The organism is Streptomyces sp. NPDC004126 (assembly GCF_050275515.1).
GTDB lineage: Bacteria > Actinomycetota > Actinomycetes > Streptomycetales > Streptomycetaceae > Streptomyces.
On record NZ_JBNNPF010000017.1, the window covers coordinates 66,343 to 80,999 of the forward strand.

The 14,657-nt window shown below is 73.6% G+C and carries 13 protein-coding genes; 1 reads left to right on the forward strand and 12 read right to left on the reverse strand.

The features are described 5' to 3' along the window. Window positions 1–70: 70 nt before the first annotated feature. The 7 genes from ACQKM2_RS18105 to ACQKM2_RS18135 form a co-directional block, all read right to left on the reverse strand. Window positions 71–844, reverse strand: coding sequence for a glycosyltransferase family 2 protein (locus ACQKM2_RS18105; RefSeq protein WP_427710817.1), 774 nt, complete (start codon window positions 842–844; stop codon window positions 71–73). Between the two features lie 165 nt (window positions 845–1,009). Then, complete coding sequence (locus ACQKM2_RS18110; protein WP_427710819.1) at window positions 1,010–1,786, reverse strand: endonuclease/exonuclease/phosphatase family protein; 777 nt, start codon at window positions 1,784–1,786, stop codon at window positions 1,010–1,012. Window positions 1,787–1,860: 74 nt separating this feature from the next. Beyond that, on the reverse strand, window positions 1,861–2,802 hold the full coding sequence (locus ACQKM2_RS18115) for an ROK family glucokinase (RefSeq protein WP_427710821.1): 942 nt from the start codon (window positions 2,800–2,802) through the stop codon (window positions 1,861–1,863). Between the two features lie 61 nt (window positions 2,803–2,863). Then, window positions 2,864–3,331, reverse strand: a complete 468-nt coding sequence (locus tag ACQKM2_RS18120; RefSeq protein WP_427710823.1) for a DUF5304 domain-containing protein — start codon at window positions 3,329–3,331, stop codon at window positions 2,864–2,866. Between the two features lie 67 nt (window positions 3,332–3,398). Further along, window positions 3,399–4,556, reverse strand: a complete 1,158-nt coding sequence (locus ACQKM2_RS18125) for an ArsA family ATPase (RefSeq protein WP_427710825.1) — start codon at window positions 4,554–4,556, stop codon at window positions 3,399–3,401. Window positions 4,557–4,730: 174 nt separating this feature from the next. Then, complete coding sequence (locus ACQKM2_RS18130) at window positions 4,731–5,174, reverse strand: SRPBCC family protein (protein ID WP_007263665.1); 444 nt, start codon at window positions 5,172–5,174, stop codon at window positions 4,731–4,733. Window positions 5,175–5,281: 107 nt separating this feature from the next. After that, window positions 5,282–6,064 carry a metallophosphoesterase family protein gene (locus ACQKM2_RS18135; RefSeq protein ID WP_427710827.1) on the reverse strand — a complete coding sequence of 261 codons (783 nt, stop codon included), beginning with the start codon at window positions 6,062–6,064 and terminating at the stop codon, window positions 5,282–5,284. Window positions 6,065–6,317: 253 nt separating this feature from the next. Here ACQKM2_RS18135 and ACQKM2_RS18140 point away from each other — a divergent pair, with 253 nt between their 5' ends. Then, window positions 6,318–8,114 carry an AMP-dependent synthetase/ligase gene (locus ACQKM2_RS18140; RefSeq protein WP_427710829.1) on the forward strand — a complete coding sequence of 599 codons (1,797 nt, stop codon included), beginning with the start codon at window positions 6,318–6,320 and terminating at the stop codon, window positions 8,112–8,114. A 3-nt stretch (window positions 8,115–8,117) separates the two neighbouring features. On the opposite strand, the gene ACQKM2_RS18145 is transcribed toward ACQKM2_RS18140, so the two are convergent. The 5 genes from ACQKM2_RS18145 to ACQKM2_RS18165 all read right to left on the reverse strand — a co-directional run bounded on the left by ACQKM2_RS18145 (window position 8,118) and on the right by ACQKM2_RS18165 (window position 14,530). Beyond that, complete coding sequence (locus ACQKM2_RS18145) at window positions 8,118–9,725, reverse strand: GMC oxidoreductase (RefSeq protein ID WP_427710831.1); 1,608 nt, start codon at window positions 9,723–9,725, stop codon at window positions 8,118–8,120. 178 nt (window positions 9,726–9,903) lie between these two features. Next, window positions 9,904–11,046, reverse strand: a complete 1,143-nt coding sequence (locus tag ACQKM2_RS18150; RefSeq protein WP_427710833.1) for a glycosyltransferase family 4 protein — start codon at window positions 11,044–11,046, stop codon at window positions 9,904–9,906. 21 nt (window positions 11,047–11,067) lie between these two features. Then, entirely contained in the window at window positions 11,068–12,192 is a 1,125-nt protein-coding gene (locus tag ACQKM2_RS18155) for a hypothetical protein (protein ID WP_427710835.1), read from the reverse strand. 25 nt (window positions 12,193–12,217) lie between these two features. Further along, the gene (locus tag ACQKM2_RS18160) at window positions 12,218–13,276 is read right to left on the reverse strand and encodes an NlpC/P60 family protein (RefSeq protein WP_427710837.1); all 1,059 of its coding nucleotides are present in this window, start codon (window positions 13,274–13,276) and stop codon (window positions 12,218–12,220) included. A 234-nt stretch (window positions 13,277–13,510) separates the two neighbouring features. After that, the gene (locus ACQKM2_RS18165; protein WP_427710839.1) at window positions 13,511–14,530 is read right to left on the reverse strand and encodes an NlpC/P60 family protein; all 1,020 of its coding nucleotides are present in this window, start codon (window positions 14,528–14,530) and stop codon (window positions 13,511–13,513) included. Window positions 14,531–14,657: the final 127 nt, after the last annotated feature.

Consider the following 14,657-nt stretch of genomic DNA (forward strand, 5'->3'; position numbering starts at 1 on the left):
ACCGGTGTCGGCCCACCCGCCCGCCGGGTGCGGGTGGGTGCCCGGCAGATCGCTACGCGCTTCCCTGTGCCTAGATGCGGGAGTTGCGCACCGACTGCCACACGGCACCGGCCAGCGCCCGCGTCGCGCGCGGGACCGACAGGTGCTCGTGCTCGCGGTACAGCGACCAGTTGTACTGGACGAGCGAGAGCTTGTTGGAGGACAGGGATCCCGCCTGGTGGGCCCTGTACACCGCGAGCGGCTCGGTGAGGCCCCGGGCGTCGGCGCCGTCCCGCATGATCGAGAGCCAGAGAGCGTAGTCCTGGCGCTTGCGCATCTCCGGCATCAGCCTCGTGCCCAGGACGTTGCGGTCGTACATGGCGGTGAGGGCTCCGATGTGGTCGCGGACCAGCATCGCGCGGTAGTCCACGTGCTCCCGGGCACGGACCACGCGCCCGTTGGGGACCCAGTCGGTGCTCTCGCCGTCGTAGTCGGCGTCCATCTTGAAGTACGAGGTATACGTCAGCGGCGCGGTCGCCTGAGCGGCGAAGGCGAGCTGCTTCTCGGTCTTCTCCGGAAGCCACATGTCGTCGCTGTCGAGGAAAGCGACGTAGTCCCCGCGAGCCCGCTCGATCGCACGGTTGCGGGCCCGGCCGGCGCCGCCCTGCTCGGGCGCCCGCTCCGGCAGGACGCGCTCGTCCTGACGGGCGAACTCCGCGAGCAGGTCCATGGAGCTGTCAGAGGACTGGTCGTCGGTGACCAGCAGCTCCAGGTCGGCGTGGGTCTGGGTGAGCACCGACCGGACGGCCGCACCGAGGGTCGCCGCCGAGTTGTATACGGGCATCACGACAGACACCAAAGGCACAGCACTTCTCCTTGCGAGACCAGGAACGACCACCCATTCAAGCACCACAACCGAGTCGGAGCTGCCATGCAGATCGTCTTCTGGTGCGGGTACCAGCCCCGGACGGTCGTCCGACGCTGAGAAATGAGGGGCCGCATGCCCGGTCGGCCGGCGCCCGGCCCCTCCTCACCCCGCCGGGAGCCGCAGTGCCGCCAGGACCGGGAGGTGGTCGGTGGCGGCGCGGAGGTCGGGGGTGGTGATCCCCGGGAGCCCTGTGGGGACTCCGCAGGCCAGGACCTCCACGCCCCGGGAGGCGAAGACCGCGTCGATGCGGCGGTTCGGGGCCGTCGAGGGGAAGGTGTCGCCGTCGCCCCACGGGGAGACCGTCCAGCAGTCCTGGAGCGCTCCCGACAGGCGGCCGAAGGCGGGGCCGCCCGACGCCTCGTTGACGTCGGCGGCCGCGATCACGTGCGGTGCGCCCAGGGCGGCGGCCCGGTCCAGGAGCAGCTGCGCCTGCGCCTGCCGTTCGCGGGCGTCCAGCGAGAGGTGGGCGCTGACCACGCCGACGCGGGCGGCGCCGAAGCGGACGACGGCCGTGGCGAAGCCCCGGCGGTGCAGGCCGGGGGTGCGCGGGAGCAGGACGTCCTCGGTGCGTTCCACGAAGGCCCGTAGCGAGCACAGCAGCAGGGGTCCGGCCGCGGTGGCTCCGCCTCCCAGCACCACGAGGCCGGTCTTCGCGGCGAGCCTCGCCGCGTGCTTGCGCCAGCGGAAGAACCGGGGCGCTTCCTGGACGAACACCAGGTCGGGGGCGCAGGCGCGGATGACCCGGGCCAGGGCTTCCTCGTCGTCGCGCAGCGAGCGGATGTTGTAGCTGAGGGCCCGGATGACGGCTGAGCCGTCGGGCTCGGTCACGGACTTCGGCAGCGTGTGCAGCGTGCGCGGCATGTGCGGCATGTGCGGCATGCCTCGAACATACGCAGCTGCCCGCCGCTCCCACAGGGGGCGCGGCGGGCAGTCGCAGCCGAAACGAGGGGGTGTCAGCCCTGGCGGGCCAGGTCCGCGGCGCCGACGAGGCCGGCCTTGCCGCCGAGCTGGGCGGCGAGGACCTGGGCGTGCGGGCGCCAGGCGCCGCCGACGAGCCAGCGCTTGAAGGACTTGCGGATCGGGTCGAGGACGAGGTCGCCCTCGTCGGAGACGCCGCCGCCGACGATGAACGCCGAGGGGTCGAAGAGGGAGGCCAGGTCGGCGAGGCCGGCGCCGGCCCAGCGGGCGAGCTCGCGGAAGGCGTCGACGGCGACGAGGTCGCCGGCGCGGGCGGCTTCGCTGATGTGCTTGCCCTCGATGCCGTCGGCGGTGCCGTCGCCGAGGCCGAGGAGGATCGCGGCGTTCTCGGGGGTGGCGTTGGCGCGCTGCTTGGCGTAGCGGACGAGGGCGCGGCCGGAGGCGTACTGCTCCCAGCAGCCCTGGCTGCCGCAGCCGCAGAGCAGGCCGTCGGGGACGACGCGGATGTGGCCGAACTCGGCGGCGACGCCGAAGCGGCCGCGGCGCAGCTTGTTGCCGATGATGATGCCGCCGCCGAGGCCGGTGCCGAGGGTGATGCAGATGACGTCCTCGTGGCCCTGGCCGGCGCCGAAGCGGTATTCGCCCCAGGCGGCGCAGTTCGCGTCGTTCTCGACGACGACGGGCAGGCCGATGCGCTGTTCGACCTTGTCCTTGAGCGGTTCGTGCCGCCAGTTGATGTTGGGTGCGAAGAGCACCGTGGCGCGCTTGTCGTCGACGTATCCGGCGGCGCCGATGCCGACGGCGTCGATGGTGTGGTTGCTGCTGACCTCGGAGACGGCGGCGCAGATCGCCTCCGTCACGCCGTCCGCGGTCGGCGGGGTGGGCACCTTGTACGTCTCAAGGATGGTGCCCTCTTCGTCGACCACGCCGGCCGCGATCTTCGTGCCGCCGATGTCGACGCCGATGGTGAGTCCCATTAGTCCCTCGGTTTCCGGTCAAACCCCGCCACGGCCAACCGTACACGGGCCCGGCGGAGGTTCAGTCGAGATCGATCCGCTGGGCAGGGCCGGTACCGGGGCCCTCGTCTCCCTCGCCGGAGGGCCTGCGGGGTGCGGGGGGTTCGTCGTGGGTCCAGCGGCGTTCGTGGCCTTCGACGGCGGAGCGGTAGGCGGCGAGGAGTTCGGATCCGGCGGCGGCGAGGTGGCCGAAGACCTCGGGGTTGCGCTCGATGACGGGCTTGGCGGCGGTCTTGGCCTGGTTGACGAACTGGCGTACGGCGTCCTGGGCGGCGACGCCGACGGCGCCGACGGCGGGGTTGTTGAGGGAGGAGACCTTGTCGGCGACGGCTTCGAAGAGCTTGAACAGCTCCTCGGCGGCGGTCCCGGTACCCGTGCCGGCGCTGCCGGGCCGCGCTGACCTGCGGCGTTCCTTCTCGGCGGCGAGGTCCTCGGCGCAGGCCCGCGCCCAGGCGTCGTCGGCGTCGGGGTGGTCGGTGGCCTCGCTCATGGCGGACTCTCCTGGCGGCAGCTGCGGTGGGTCTTCCTTCGACGGTACCCGAACGGTGGTACGGGTCTCAGCGCTCCCTCGGCCACAGCCGCGGGTCCGGGGTGAAGCGGACGCGGAGGGCGCCGTCGGTGAGGGCGGCTCCGGAGACGGTGCAGCGGCGCAGGGCCGAGGGCAGCGGAACGATCCTGCGGTGCGGTCCGGCGGCGACGAGCAGTTCGTCGCCGCGCCGGATCAGGTCGAGCTCGCTCTTGCGGGCGCGGGGCAGCGGGATCGCCCAGACGAGCACCCCGTCGTCGGCGAGGCGGTCCTCGACGGTCCAGCCGGGTCCGGGGGCGGGGGCGGGGCCGGGGGCGAGGTCCCGGGTGGCGGAGAGGGCGGCGAGGTCGTCGGTGCCGCGGGGGTCCCGGCCGAGGTGGGCGAGCTCGTGGACGGGGAGGCCGCGGCGGGTCCATGCGTCGAGGAAGGCGCGCTGCTGCTCGGCGAGGCCCGCGGCCCAGGGGTGGGCCGCGGCGGCGTCCGCCGGGACGAGCCGGTTCGCGACGAGGGACTCGGTGCGCAGCTCGTGCAGGGCGAGCCCGAGCATCCCGGTGCGCAGGGCGGTGTCCGCCGCGGGGCCGGGTTCGGCGACGAGGCGGATCCGGGTGGTGGGGGCCTCCACGACGGCCTGGACGGCGGCGAGCTCCTCGTCCCAGCGGGCGGCGGTCTCGTACAGCCACTGCGCGGGCATGGGCACGCCGGCGAGCTGGGCGAGTACGGGGCGCAGGGCGCGGGCGGCCTGCCGTTCGGCGGGGAGCAGCCGGGCGAGGTAGCGGCGGAGCTGGGCGGGGAGGGCGAGGGTGGCCACGGCCTGGTGGAGCGGGGGCATGTCCACGACGACGAGGTCGGTGGCGGGTTCGGCGGCGGCCCGGCGCAGGGCGCGGAGCAGGGCGAACTGTTCGGCGCCGGGGAGTTCGGTGAGTTCCTCGGTGCCGAGGGGGCGGCCGCCGAGCATGCCGATGAGGGCGGCGCCGCGTTCCTGGAGGGCGGCGAGTTCGGTGCGGAACTCCTGGCCGGAGTCGACGGGGGTGACGCGGAGTCCCGCCGGGACCGGGGCGGGGAAGGGGTCGGCGTCGGGGCCGCACAGGAGCAGGACCCGTCGGCCCTCGCGTGCGGCGGCGAGTGCGGTGGCGGCCGCGACGGTGCTGCGGCCTGCGCCTCCCGGGCCGGTGACGAGGAGGGTCTGCATGGTGGTGCCGTGCCTTTGCTGTGCTGGTCGGTGCCGGTGCGCGGGCCGGGCCGGCCAGTACCGGGTGCGGGCCAGGCCGGTCAGTGCTGGTCGGTGCCGGTGCGGGCCGGGCGGTGCCGGTGCGGGCCCCTTCCGGGTGCCGCGCGGGCGGTGTCCCGGAAGGGGGCCGGGGCGTCAGGGGCGGGGGGTCTCGACGCGCTTCTTGAGGCCTGCGAGGGCGCGGTCGATGATGACCTTCTCGGCCTTGCGCTTGATCATGCCCAGCATGGGGATCTTGACGTCCACGGTGAGCTGGTAGGTGACCTCGGTGCGGCCGCCGTCGAGCGGGGCGAGGCGGTAGGAGCCGTCCAGCTGGCGCAGCATCTGGGACTTGTCGAGGGTCCAGCTGACCTCGTCGGCGCCCTTCCAGGTGTAGGCGAGGGTGTGGTCGTCCTTGATGGCGCCGGCGTCCAGCAGGAGGCGGACCTTCTCGGCGCGGCCTTCGGCGTCGGTGGCCAGTACCTCGGCCTCCTTCACCTCGCCGGTCCACTCCGGGTAGCGGGCGAAGTCGGCGATCACGGCCATCACGTCGGCCGGGGAAGCGTCGATGGTGATGCTTGAGCTGGTGTGTTCCGCCATCGCGGTGGCTCCTCCGGGGGAGATTCGAGGAAGTGTGCGGCCTGCGGCCGCCGCGTGCAGGCTACCGTGCGTGTGGAGGTCACCACTCCAGGGAGGTCACCCGGAGGTCACCACTCCAGGGCCCACGGCTTGCCGGTGGCGGCGAAGTGGCCGACGTTGACGCATTCGGTGGCGCCGATCCGGGCCCGCCGGGCCAGCGGCTGGTGGACGTGGCCGAAGAGGGCGAAGCGGGGCCGGGTGCGGCGGATCGCGGCCAGCAGGGCTTCGCTGCCGCGTTCGAAGCGGCGGGCGACGGTGTCGTAGCAGAGTTCGGGGACCTCGGGCGGGATGTGCGAGCAGAGGACGTCGACCTCGCCGAGGGCTTCGACCTTGGCGGCGTATTCCTCGGGGTCGACCTCGTAGGGGGTGCGCATCGGGGAGGGGAGTCCGCCGCCGACGAAGCCGAAGACGCGGCCGCCGATCTCCACGCGCTGGCCGTCGAGGACGGTGGTGCCGGGTCCGGCGTACTCGTTCCACAGGCCGGGGATGTCGACGTTGCCGTACGTGGCGTACGTCGGGCTGGGGAAGGCCGCGAACATCTGCGCGTACTGGCGGCGTACGGCTTCCTCGATCATCCGTTCCCTGTCGAGCCCGTCCCACAGCCGGCGGCCGAATTCGCGCGCTTCCGCGAAGCGGCGGGCGGTGCGCAGTTCGACGATGCGGTGGGCGTTCTCGACGCCGAAGAGGTCGGGGAAGATGCCGCGGGAGTGGTCGGCGTAGTCGAGGAAGAGCACCAGGTCGCCGAGGCAGAGGAGCGCGTCGGCGCCGTCTCCGGCGCGTGCGAGCGCTTCGGTGTTCCCGTGGACGTCGCTGACGACGTGGACCCGCGTACGACTCTTCCTGCCACCCATGCGCTCACCCTAGGGGGGCTCGGCTCCGGGCGGGTAGAGGGAGGGTCGCAGGCGGCCGGACCTGCGGTTACTTCCGAGTCGCGAACACGGTCGACTACTGTCGGCAGCGTATCGGCGGGTCTTGCGCCGCATCGCGATGTACAGAATGTGACGCACGGAACATCTGGCCGGTTCCCTCTATCGGGAACCCACTACCGGTGGGTAACGTCCGGTCGGTCCACACGTGGCGATGGCGCCCAGAGGAGCAGCAGTCTTGCGCGAGTTCAGCCTTCCGGCCCTGTACGAGGTCCCGTCGGACGGGAACCTGACGGATCTCATCCGCCGCAACGCCGCCCAGCACCCAGACACCGCCGTCATCAGCCGCAAGGTCGACGGCCAGTGGCAGGACGTGACCTCCGTCGAGTTCCTCGCCGAGGTGCGGGCCGCCGCCAAGGGCCTGATCGCGTCCGGCATCGAGCCCGGCGACCGGGTCGCACTGATCTCCCGTACCCGCTACGAGTGGGTGCTGTTCGACTTCGCCATCTGGACCGCGGGCGGCGTCACCGTCCCCGTGTACGAGACCAGCTCCCCCGAGCAGATCCAGTGGATCCTCGGCGACTCCGGGGCCGTCGCGGCCATCGTGGAGAGCCCCGGGCACAGCGCGAACGTGGCCTCCCTGCGGGACCGGCTGCCCGAGCTGCGCGAGGTCTGGGAGATCGAGAAGGACGCCCAGGGCGCCCTCGTGGCCGCGGGCTCCGAGGTCACCGACGCCGAGGTGGACGCGCGCAGCGCCCTCGCGGTCGCCGACGACCCGGCCACGATCGTCTACACCTCGGGCACCACCGGCCGCCCCAAGGGCTGCGTGCTGACCCACCGCAACTTCTTCGCCGAGTGCGGCAACGTGGTGGAGCGGCTGAAGCCGCTCTTCCGCACCGGCGAGTGCTCCGTGCTGCTGTTCCTCCCGGCCGCGCACGTCTTCGGCCGCCTGGTGGAGGTCGCGGCGGTGCTGGCGCCGATCCGGCTGGGCTGCGTACCGGACATCAAGAACCTCACCGACGAACTGCAGTCCTTCCGCCCCACGCTGATCCTCGGCGTGCCGCGCGTCTTCGAGAAGGTCTACAACTCGGCGCGGGCCAAGGCGCAGGCCGACGGCAAGGGCAAGATCTTCGACAAGGCCGCCGACACGGCGATCGCGTACAGCCGGGCGCTGGACACCCCCTCGGGCCCGTCCTTCGGCCTGAAGCTCAAGCACAAGCTCTTCTCCAAGCTCGTCTACTCCAAGCTGCACGCCGTCCTCGGCGGGCGCGGCGAGTACGCGATCTCCGGCGGCGCCCCGCTCGGTGAGCGCCTCGGCCACTTCTTCCGCGGCATCGGCTTCACCGTCCTGGAGGGCTACGGCCTGACGGAGACCTGCGCGGCCACCGCCTTCCTGCCGTGGGACAAGCAGAAGATCGGTACGGTCGGCCAGCCGCTGCCCGGTTCCGTGCTGCGCATCGCCGACGACGGCGAGGTGCTGGTGCACGGCGAGCACGTCTTCAAGGAGTACTGGAAGAACGAGGCGGCCACCGCCGAGGCGATGACGGACGGCTGGTTCCACACCGGCGACGTCGGCACCCTCGACGAGGACGGCTACCTGAAGATCACCGGCCGCAAGAAGGAGCTCATCGTCACGGCCGGCGGCAAGAACGTCGCCCCCGCGGTGATCGAGGACCGGATCCGGGCGCACGCGCTGGTCGCGGAGTGCATGGTGGTCGGCGACGGGCGGCCGTTCGTGGCCGCGCTGGTCACCATCGACGAGGAGTTCCTCGGCCGGTGGGCCGCGGAGAACGGCAAGCCGGCCGGGGTGACGGCGGCGGAGCTGCGCGAGGACGCGGAGCTGATCGCCGCCGTCCAGAAGGCCGTCGACGACGGCAACGCGGCGGTGTCCAAGGCGGAATCGGTGCGGAAGTTCCGCATCCTGGGCTCCCAGTTCACGGAGGAGTCCGGCCACATCACGCCGTCGCTGAAGCTGAAGCGCAACGTGGTGGCGAAGGACTTCGCGGACGAGATCGACGCTCTGTACCGCGGTTAGTCCTCAGGGCTGGGCGAGGATCCGCTCCATGTTCCGCTCGGCGAGGGCCGTGATCGTCACGAACGGGTTCACGCCGAGCGAGCCGGGCACGAGCGACCCGTCGAGCACGTACAGCCCCTGGTAGCCCTTGACCCGCCCGTAGGCGTCGGTGGCCTCGCCGAGGACGCAGCCGCCGAGCGGGTGGTAGGTGAAGTCGTCGGCGAAGGCCTTGTTGTCGCCGAACAGGTCGTAGCGGTAGATGGTGACGTTGCGGCGGTTGATCCGGTCGAAGAGGTTCTTGGCCGCCGCTACCGCCGGGGCGTTCTGGTCCCGGGTCCAGTTCAGCCGTGCCGAGTCGGTCGCGGCGTCGTAGACGAAGCGGCCGCGCTCCGGGTTCTTGGTGATGGCCAGGTACATCGAGATCCAGTGCTCGATGCCCATGGGGAGCGGGGCGATCTCCGCGAAGACCGGGTTGGCCGCGTTGTCCCAGTCGTCGATGCCGAGGGCGGGCATGGTGGCCTGGTTGCAGCCGACGGTGTCCCACAGGTGGTTGGCGCGGGCGGTCATGACGTTGCCGTTGGGGCCCCAGCCGAGCCCGACCTTCTCGCTGAGCGCGGGCAGCGCGCCGGTCTCGCGGGCGCGCAGCAGGATCTCGGTGGTGCCGAGGCTTCCGGCGCCCAGGAACAGCTGCGCGCAGCCGAGTTCGCGGACCTGGGTGACGCGGCCGGTGAGGTCGCTGGTGCGGACGGTCAGGACGTAGCCGCCGGCCGGGTCCTGGCGTACGGCGACCACCCGCTGCATGGTCTCGATGGTGACGTTGCCGGTGCCGAGGGCGGCGGCGAGGTAGGTCTTGTCGACGCTCTTCTTGCCGTGGTTGTTGCCGTAGATGACCTCGCCGGCGAGGGCGGAGCGGGTGGCGGTGCCGGCGGCCTCGCGCTTCATGTACTCGAAGTCGTAGACGTTGGGCACGAAGGTGGTCTTCAGGCCGGTGTTCTGGGCGTGTTTCCTGGAGATCCGGGCGAAGCGGTACCACTCCGTGGACTCGAACCAGGCGGGGTCGATGTCGCCCACGCCGAGCATGGCGCGGGCGCGGGGGTAGTAGGTGCCGTACATCTCCTCGGCGTCCACGCCGGGGAACACCTCGGTGAAGTAGGAGCGTCTGGGGGTCGGGGCCATGCCGCCGTTGACGAGCGAGCCGCCGCCGACGCCGCGGCCGACGTAGACGGACATGCCGCCGTGGTTCACGCGGTCGAGGACCCCGGGGTAGGGGCTGATGTCGCGGTTGACCACGTCGAGCCAGAGGAACTGGGCGAGCGGGGCCTCGGTGCGGGTGCGGAACCACATGGAGCGGTGGTCGGGCGCGGAGGTGGAGGGGAACACCTTGCCGTCGGGGCCGGGGGTGTCCCACAGCCGCCCCATCTCCAGGACGACGGTGCGCACGCCGGCCTGCCCGAGGCGCAGCGCGGCGACGGCGGATCCGTAGCCGGAGCCGACGACGACGGCGGGCGCGTACTGGGCGGCGGCGGGTTCGGCCGCGGCGGCGGCGCCGAGGCCGATGCGGGTGATGCCGAGGGCTGCGGCGGCGCGGAGGGCGTTGAGGCCCAGTTGACGGCGCGTCAGGTTGTGTGTCATGGCCGCATCATGAGCGGATTCCGCCCAACCGGCCATAACTCGCACTGCCACGCATGTGAGTAACAGTCAGACATGTGTGGACCGTAGCCGGGAGGGAGTCGATCACCGCCCGCCTGCGCGATTCCGCCCGGGATTGACCCTGATCGAGCGGAACCGCCGCCTTTTGCTCCTCCCGGGACTAAAGGAGCTCGCGGAGCCCCTCGGCCAGGTGGTCCCAGCGCCACTGGCGTTCGACCCAGGCGCGGCCCGCCTCGCCCATGCGGGTGCGGAGTTCCGGGTCGCGGAGCAGGGTGATGACGCGGTCCGCCGCGTCGTCGGGGTCGCCGCCCCGGACCACCCAGCCGGTTTCGCCGTCCAGCACCGCGTCCGGCGCACCGCCCGAGTCGCCCGCGACCACCGGCAGGCCCGTCGCCGAGGCCTCCAGGTAGACGATGCCGAGCCCCTCCACGTCCAGCCCGCCCCGCCGGGTCCGGCACGGCATCGCGAAGACGTCCCCCGCGCCGTAGTGGGCCGGCAGCTCCGACCACGGGACGGCGCCCGTGAAGACCACCGAGTCCGCGACCCCCTTCGCGGCGGCCAGCGCCCGCAGGTCCCCCTCGTACGGCCCGCCGCCGACGATCAGCAGCGCCGCGTCCGGCACCGCCGCCAGGATCCGCGGCATCGCCTCGATCAGGGTGTCCTGCCCCTTGCGCGGCACGAGCCGGGAGACGCACACCACCACCGGCCGGTCGGACAGCCCCAGCCGCGCCCGGACCTCCGCGCCGCCCGAACCGGGGTGGAAGGTCTTCTCGTCGACCCCCGGCGGGAGCTGGACCATCCGCGCCGCCGCCCGGTCCGTCACCGCCGAGGCGATCCGCGAGCGCGTGTACTCCCCGAGGTAGGTCAGGGTGTCCGTGCCCTCGCCGATCCGCCGCAGCAGCTGCCGCGCGGCCGGCAGCTGCGCCCAGCCGGCCTCGTGCCCGTGCGTGGTGGCGACGATCCGCCGCGCGCCGGCCCTGCGCAGCGCCGGGCCCATCAGCCCGAGCGGGGCCGCGGCCCCGAACCACACCGACTCGCAGCCGTGTTCGCGCAGCAGGGACACCGCCCGCCGGGTCACCCGGGGCGTCGGCAGCAGCATCGTCGTACGGTCGCGCACCACCCGGAACGGCTGTTCCGCGTCGAAGGCGGCGGTGGCCTCGCGGCCCTCCGCACCGTGCTTCCAGGTGGACGCGTAGACGACGACCCGCTCGGGGTCCAGCCGCAGCGCCATGTTGTGGAGGAAGGCCTGGATGCCGCCCGGGCGCGGCGGGAAGTCGTTCGTCACGATCAGCGTCTTGTGCATCCCCGCCAACGTACCGGACGGCTACCCGAGGTCCTCCCTCAGCGCCTGCCGCCAGGCCTCCGTCAGCCCGGCGGCGTCCGTCCCCAGAGCCTGCTGGAGCGCCGTCGGCAGCGGTTCGCGGCCCGCCAGCTCGTACAGCCGCACCAGCGCCGCCTCGCCCCAGCGGTCGGCGACGAGCCGGCAGGCCAGCCAGGCGCCCTCGTACGCCCGGGCCGCCGCCGCCGGGTCGCCGCCGAAGGCGAAGTCCCCGTCGGCCGGCAGCGCCCCCGGCAGCTCGCCGCGCCGCACGGCCCGCGCCAGCTCGGGCGCGCCCTCGGCCGGGGCGGTCCCCGTCTCCCGGTACGCCGCCCAGTCCGCGAAGCCCTCCGACAGCCACTGCGGGGTCCGTGCCGAGGTGGCGGCGCGGGTCGCGACGTGGGTGACCTCGTGGGTGAGGACGATCCGCCGCCCGGCCTCGGAAAGGCCCGCGTACCCCTCCGGGTTGACGACGACCCGGTCGGCCGGCGCCGGCCCGCCCCCGGTGCTGCCGGTGGTGACGGCGCCCAGGCCCCGGTAGGTGTCGGCCGGCCGTCCCAGCAGCGCGGCCATCGCGTCCAGCGTCGCGGGGGCCAGGACCACCACCCGCCGCGCCCACGGCCCCGGCCAGGCCGCGCTGACCGCCGGCACCGCCCGGTCGGCCTCCGCGGCGAGGGCGGACAGCTCCTGCGGGCTGCGGCCGACCCCGAGGACCAGGCTGTGCGCACCCCGCACGGCGGCCGGATCGCCCTGGTCCCACAGCTGCGCCGGCGCCCCGGGGGCGGGCCGGTCGGCGGTGACCCGCCAGCCGGCGGCGTCCCGGGTCAGCTCCACCTCGCGGTCCGAGACCGCCGGGGCCGCGTCGTAGCCGGCGAGCCGGTAGCGCAGCTCCGCGCGCGCGAAGGCCCGTACGCCGTCCTGCCGGACCGCGGTCACCGCGTACGACCAGCCCTCCAGCGGGATCCCGGCGAGCCGCGCGGGCGGGGCCGCCGCCCAGTCGGCCACGGCCCGCCGGACCGCCGCGTCGGCCGGGGCCGCGGGCGCCGGGTCCGTGCAGCCGGCCAGCGCCGGGAGCGGGCACAGCGCGAGTGCGAGGAGGCGTACGGCGGTGCGCCGGCGGACCGGGGTCATCCGCCGATCGTACGCACGGCCGTGGTCAGGGCCGGGTCACCGAGGACACCGGCATCATCCCGACGGGGTCGTACCGCACCCGCGCGCCCGGGTACGGGGCGTGCACCACCTGGCCGTTGCCGACGTACATGCCGACGTGGCTGGCGTCGGAGCGGTATGTCACCAGGTCCCCGGGCTGCGCCTGCGACAGCGGGACCCGTCGGCCCGCGTACCGCTGGGCCTGCGAGGTGCGCGGCAGGGACACGCCCGCCTGGCGGTACGACCACACCATCAGCCCGGAGCAGTCGAAGCCGGAGGGGCCGGTGGAGCCCCACACGTAGGGCTTCCCGACGGCGGCCCGGGCGGCCATCACGGCGGCCATGGCGCGGCCCGAGGCGTGGCCGCCGCCGGTGGGCAGGTCGGGCGGTCCGTCGGCGCCGACGTGGCCCCGGCCGCCGGAGCGGGAGGCGCGCTCGAAGTCGGCGCGCTCCTCGGACGGCATCTCGTTGAGCAGCCGGCGCGCGGCGGCGAGCTTCGCCGTGACGGAGCGCTTCTGGGTGGCCACCTCGGTGCGCAGCGCCTCCAGTTCGGCGAGCTGGCGGGAGGCCTCCTGGCGCTGCTGCCCGATCCGCCGCTGCTCCTCGCGGAGTTCGGCCAGCTGCTGGGCGCGGCGGCCGCTGAGCCGGCCCAGGACGGCGGCCTTGTCGAGGTAGGCGGCGGGGTCGTCGGAGAGCATCAGCTCGACGGTGGGGTCCAGGCCGCCGGAGCGGTACTGGGCGCCGGCGAAGGTTCCGAGGACCCCGCGCATGGTGTTGATGCGGTCCTGGCCGCGGGCGACGGCGTCCTGGGCCTGGCTGATCCGGGTGCGCAGGGCGTCGGCCTTCTCGCCGGCCTCGTTGTACCGCTCGGTGGCCTGCTCGGCCTCCTCGAAGAGCCGGTCGACCTGGGCGCGGGCGCTTCCGGCGGGTTCCTGGGGGAGGCCCGGGGAGGCGAGCGCGGGTGCGCCCGTGATGGCCACGGCGGCGCCCGCCGCGGCGGCGGTGAAGGCGGTGACCTTGGTGTTCCGGTCGAGGCCGCTGAGCCCGGACCGGCGGTGGGACGCCATGGGGAACCGCTCCTCCCGCTGCGCGGGGCCCGGGTCCGCCCCCGTGGACGGCCGTGTACCGGGGTTCCGCGCTGGCAGACAGTAGCCGTGCGACCACGCACCGGCCAACGACCGCCGGGGAGCGGACGGGGCGGCGACCCGCCTCAGACGCAGGTCATGGGCGGGGCGCGAGGTCAGGGCGGGTCCGCGCAATTCGCCCGGATGGGCGGTGTGCGGCGCGTCCGGGGCGGGGGGTCAGATGCGGACGCCGAACTGGAACGGCATGTTGTCCATCGACTCGTACTTGACGCCGCCGCGCGGGTTGGAGGCGTGCAGGGTCATGTTGTTGCCGGCGTACAGGCCGACGTGGTGCAGGTCGTCGTAGAAGAAGACCAGGTCACCGGGCTGGAGCTGGCTGCGGCCGATGCGCGTGCCGTCGTTCGCCTGGGTGTAGGTGGTGCGGCTGATGCCGACGCCGGCCTGGCCGTAGGCCCACTGGGTCAGTCCGGAGCAGTCGTAGGCGCTGGGGCCGGTGGCGCCCATGATGTACGCGCTGCCCAGTTTGGTCTTCGCGGCCGCGAGCGCGGCCCCGGCGCGGCCGGAGGCCTTCACCGCGGGGGCGGCCTTCTGCCCGGCCGCGCTCTGCCCGGCCTCCTCCTCCTTGAGGCGGCCGCGGTCCTGGGCGCTGAGCGTGTTGAGGAGGGCCTGGGCCTCGGCGAGCTTGTCCTGGGCGGCCTTCTTCTTCTCGCCGAGTTCCTTGCGGGTGGCGTCGAGGTCGGCGAGCTTGCCCGCGGCCTCCTGGCGCTGCTGGGCGAGGGCGCGCTGCTTGGCCTGGATCCTGGCGACCGCCTCCAGCTGCCGGCCGCTCAACTGCTGGAGGGTGGAGGCCTTGTCGAGGTAGGTCTCGGGGTCACCGGAGAGCAGGAGCGCGACGGAGGGGTCGATGCCGCCGCCGCGGTACTGGGCGGTGGCCAGCGAACCGAGGGTGTTGCGCAGGCCGTTGAGCTCGTCCTGGTCGCGGGCCACGGCGTCCTGGAGCCGCGCGATCTCCTGTTCGAGCTCCTTCTGGTGCTCGCGGGCCCCGTTGGACTTCTCGGAGGCCTGCTCGGCCTCCTCGTAGAGGGCGTCGACCTTGCTCTTGACCTCGTCCTTGTCGGGTCCGGCGGGGGCGGCCACGGCGGACTGCGCGGAGAGGGCGACCGCCGCGGCGGCGGTGGCGGTGAGCACGGTCGCGCGCGTGCGGGCCGGCTGCTTGGGTCGGCGGTGGGACGCCACGGGGGCGGGCTCCTTCTCCTCAGGGGCCCACACCCGAACGGGTGCGCTACCGCACGAAGGTTTGAGCGGACCCTAGCGAGCCGTCCTTGATCACTTCAAACCCCCTGCGGAAAAAATCCCGACGCCG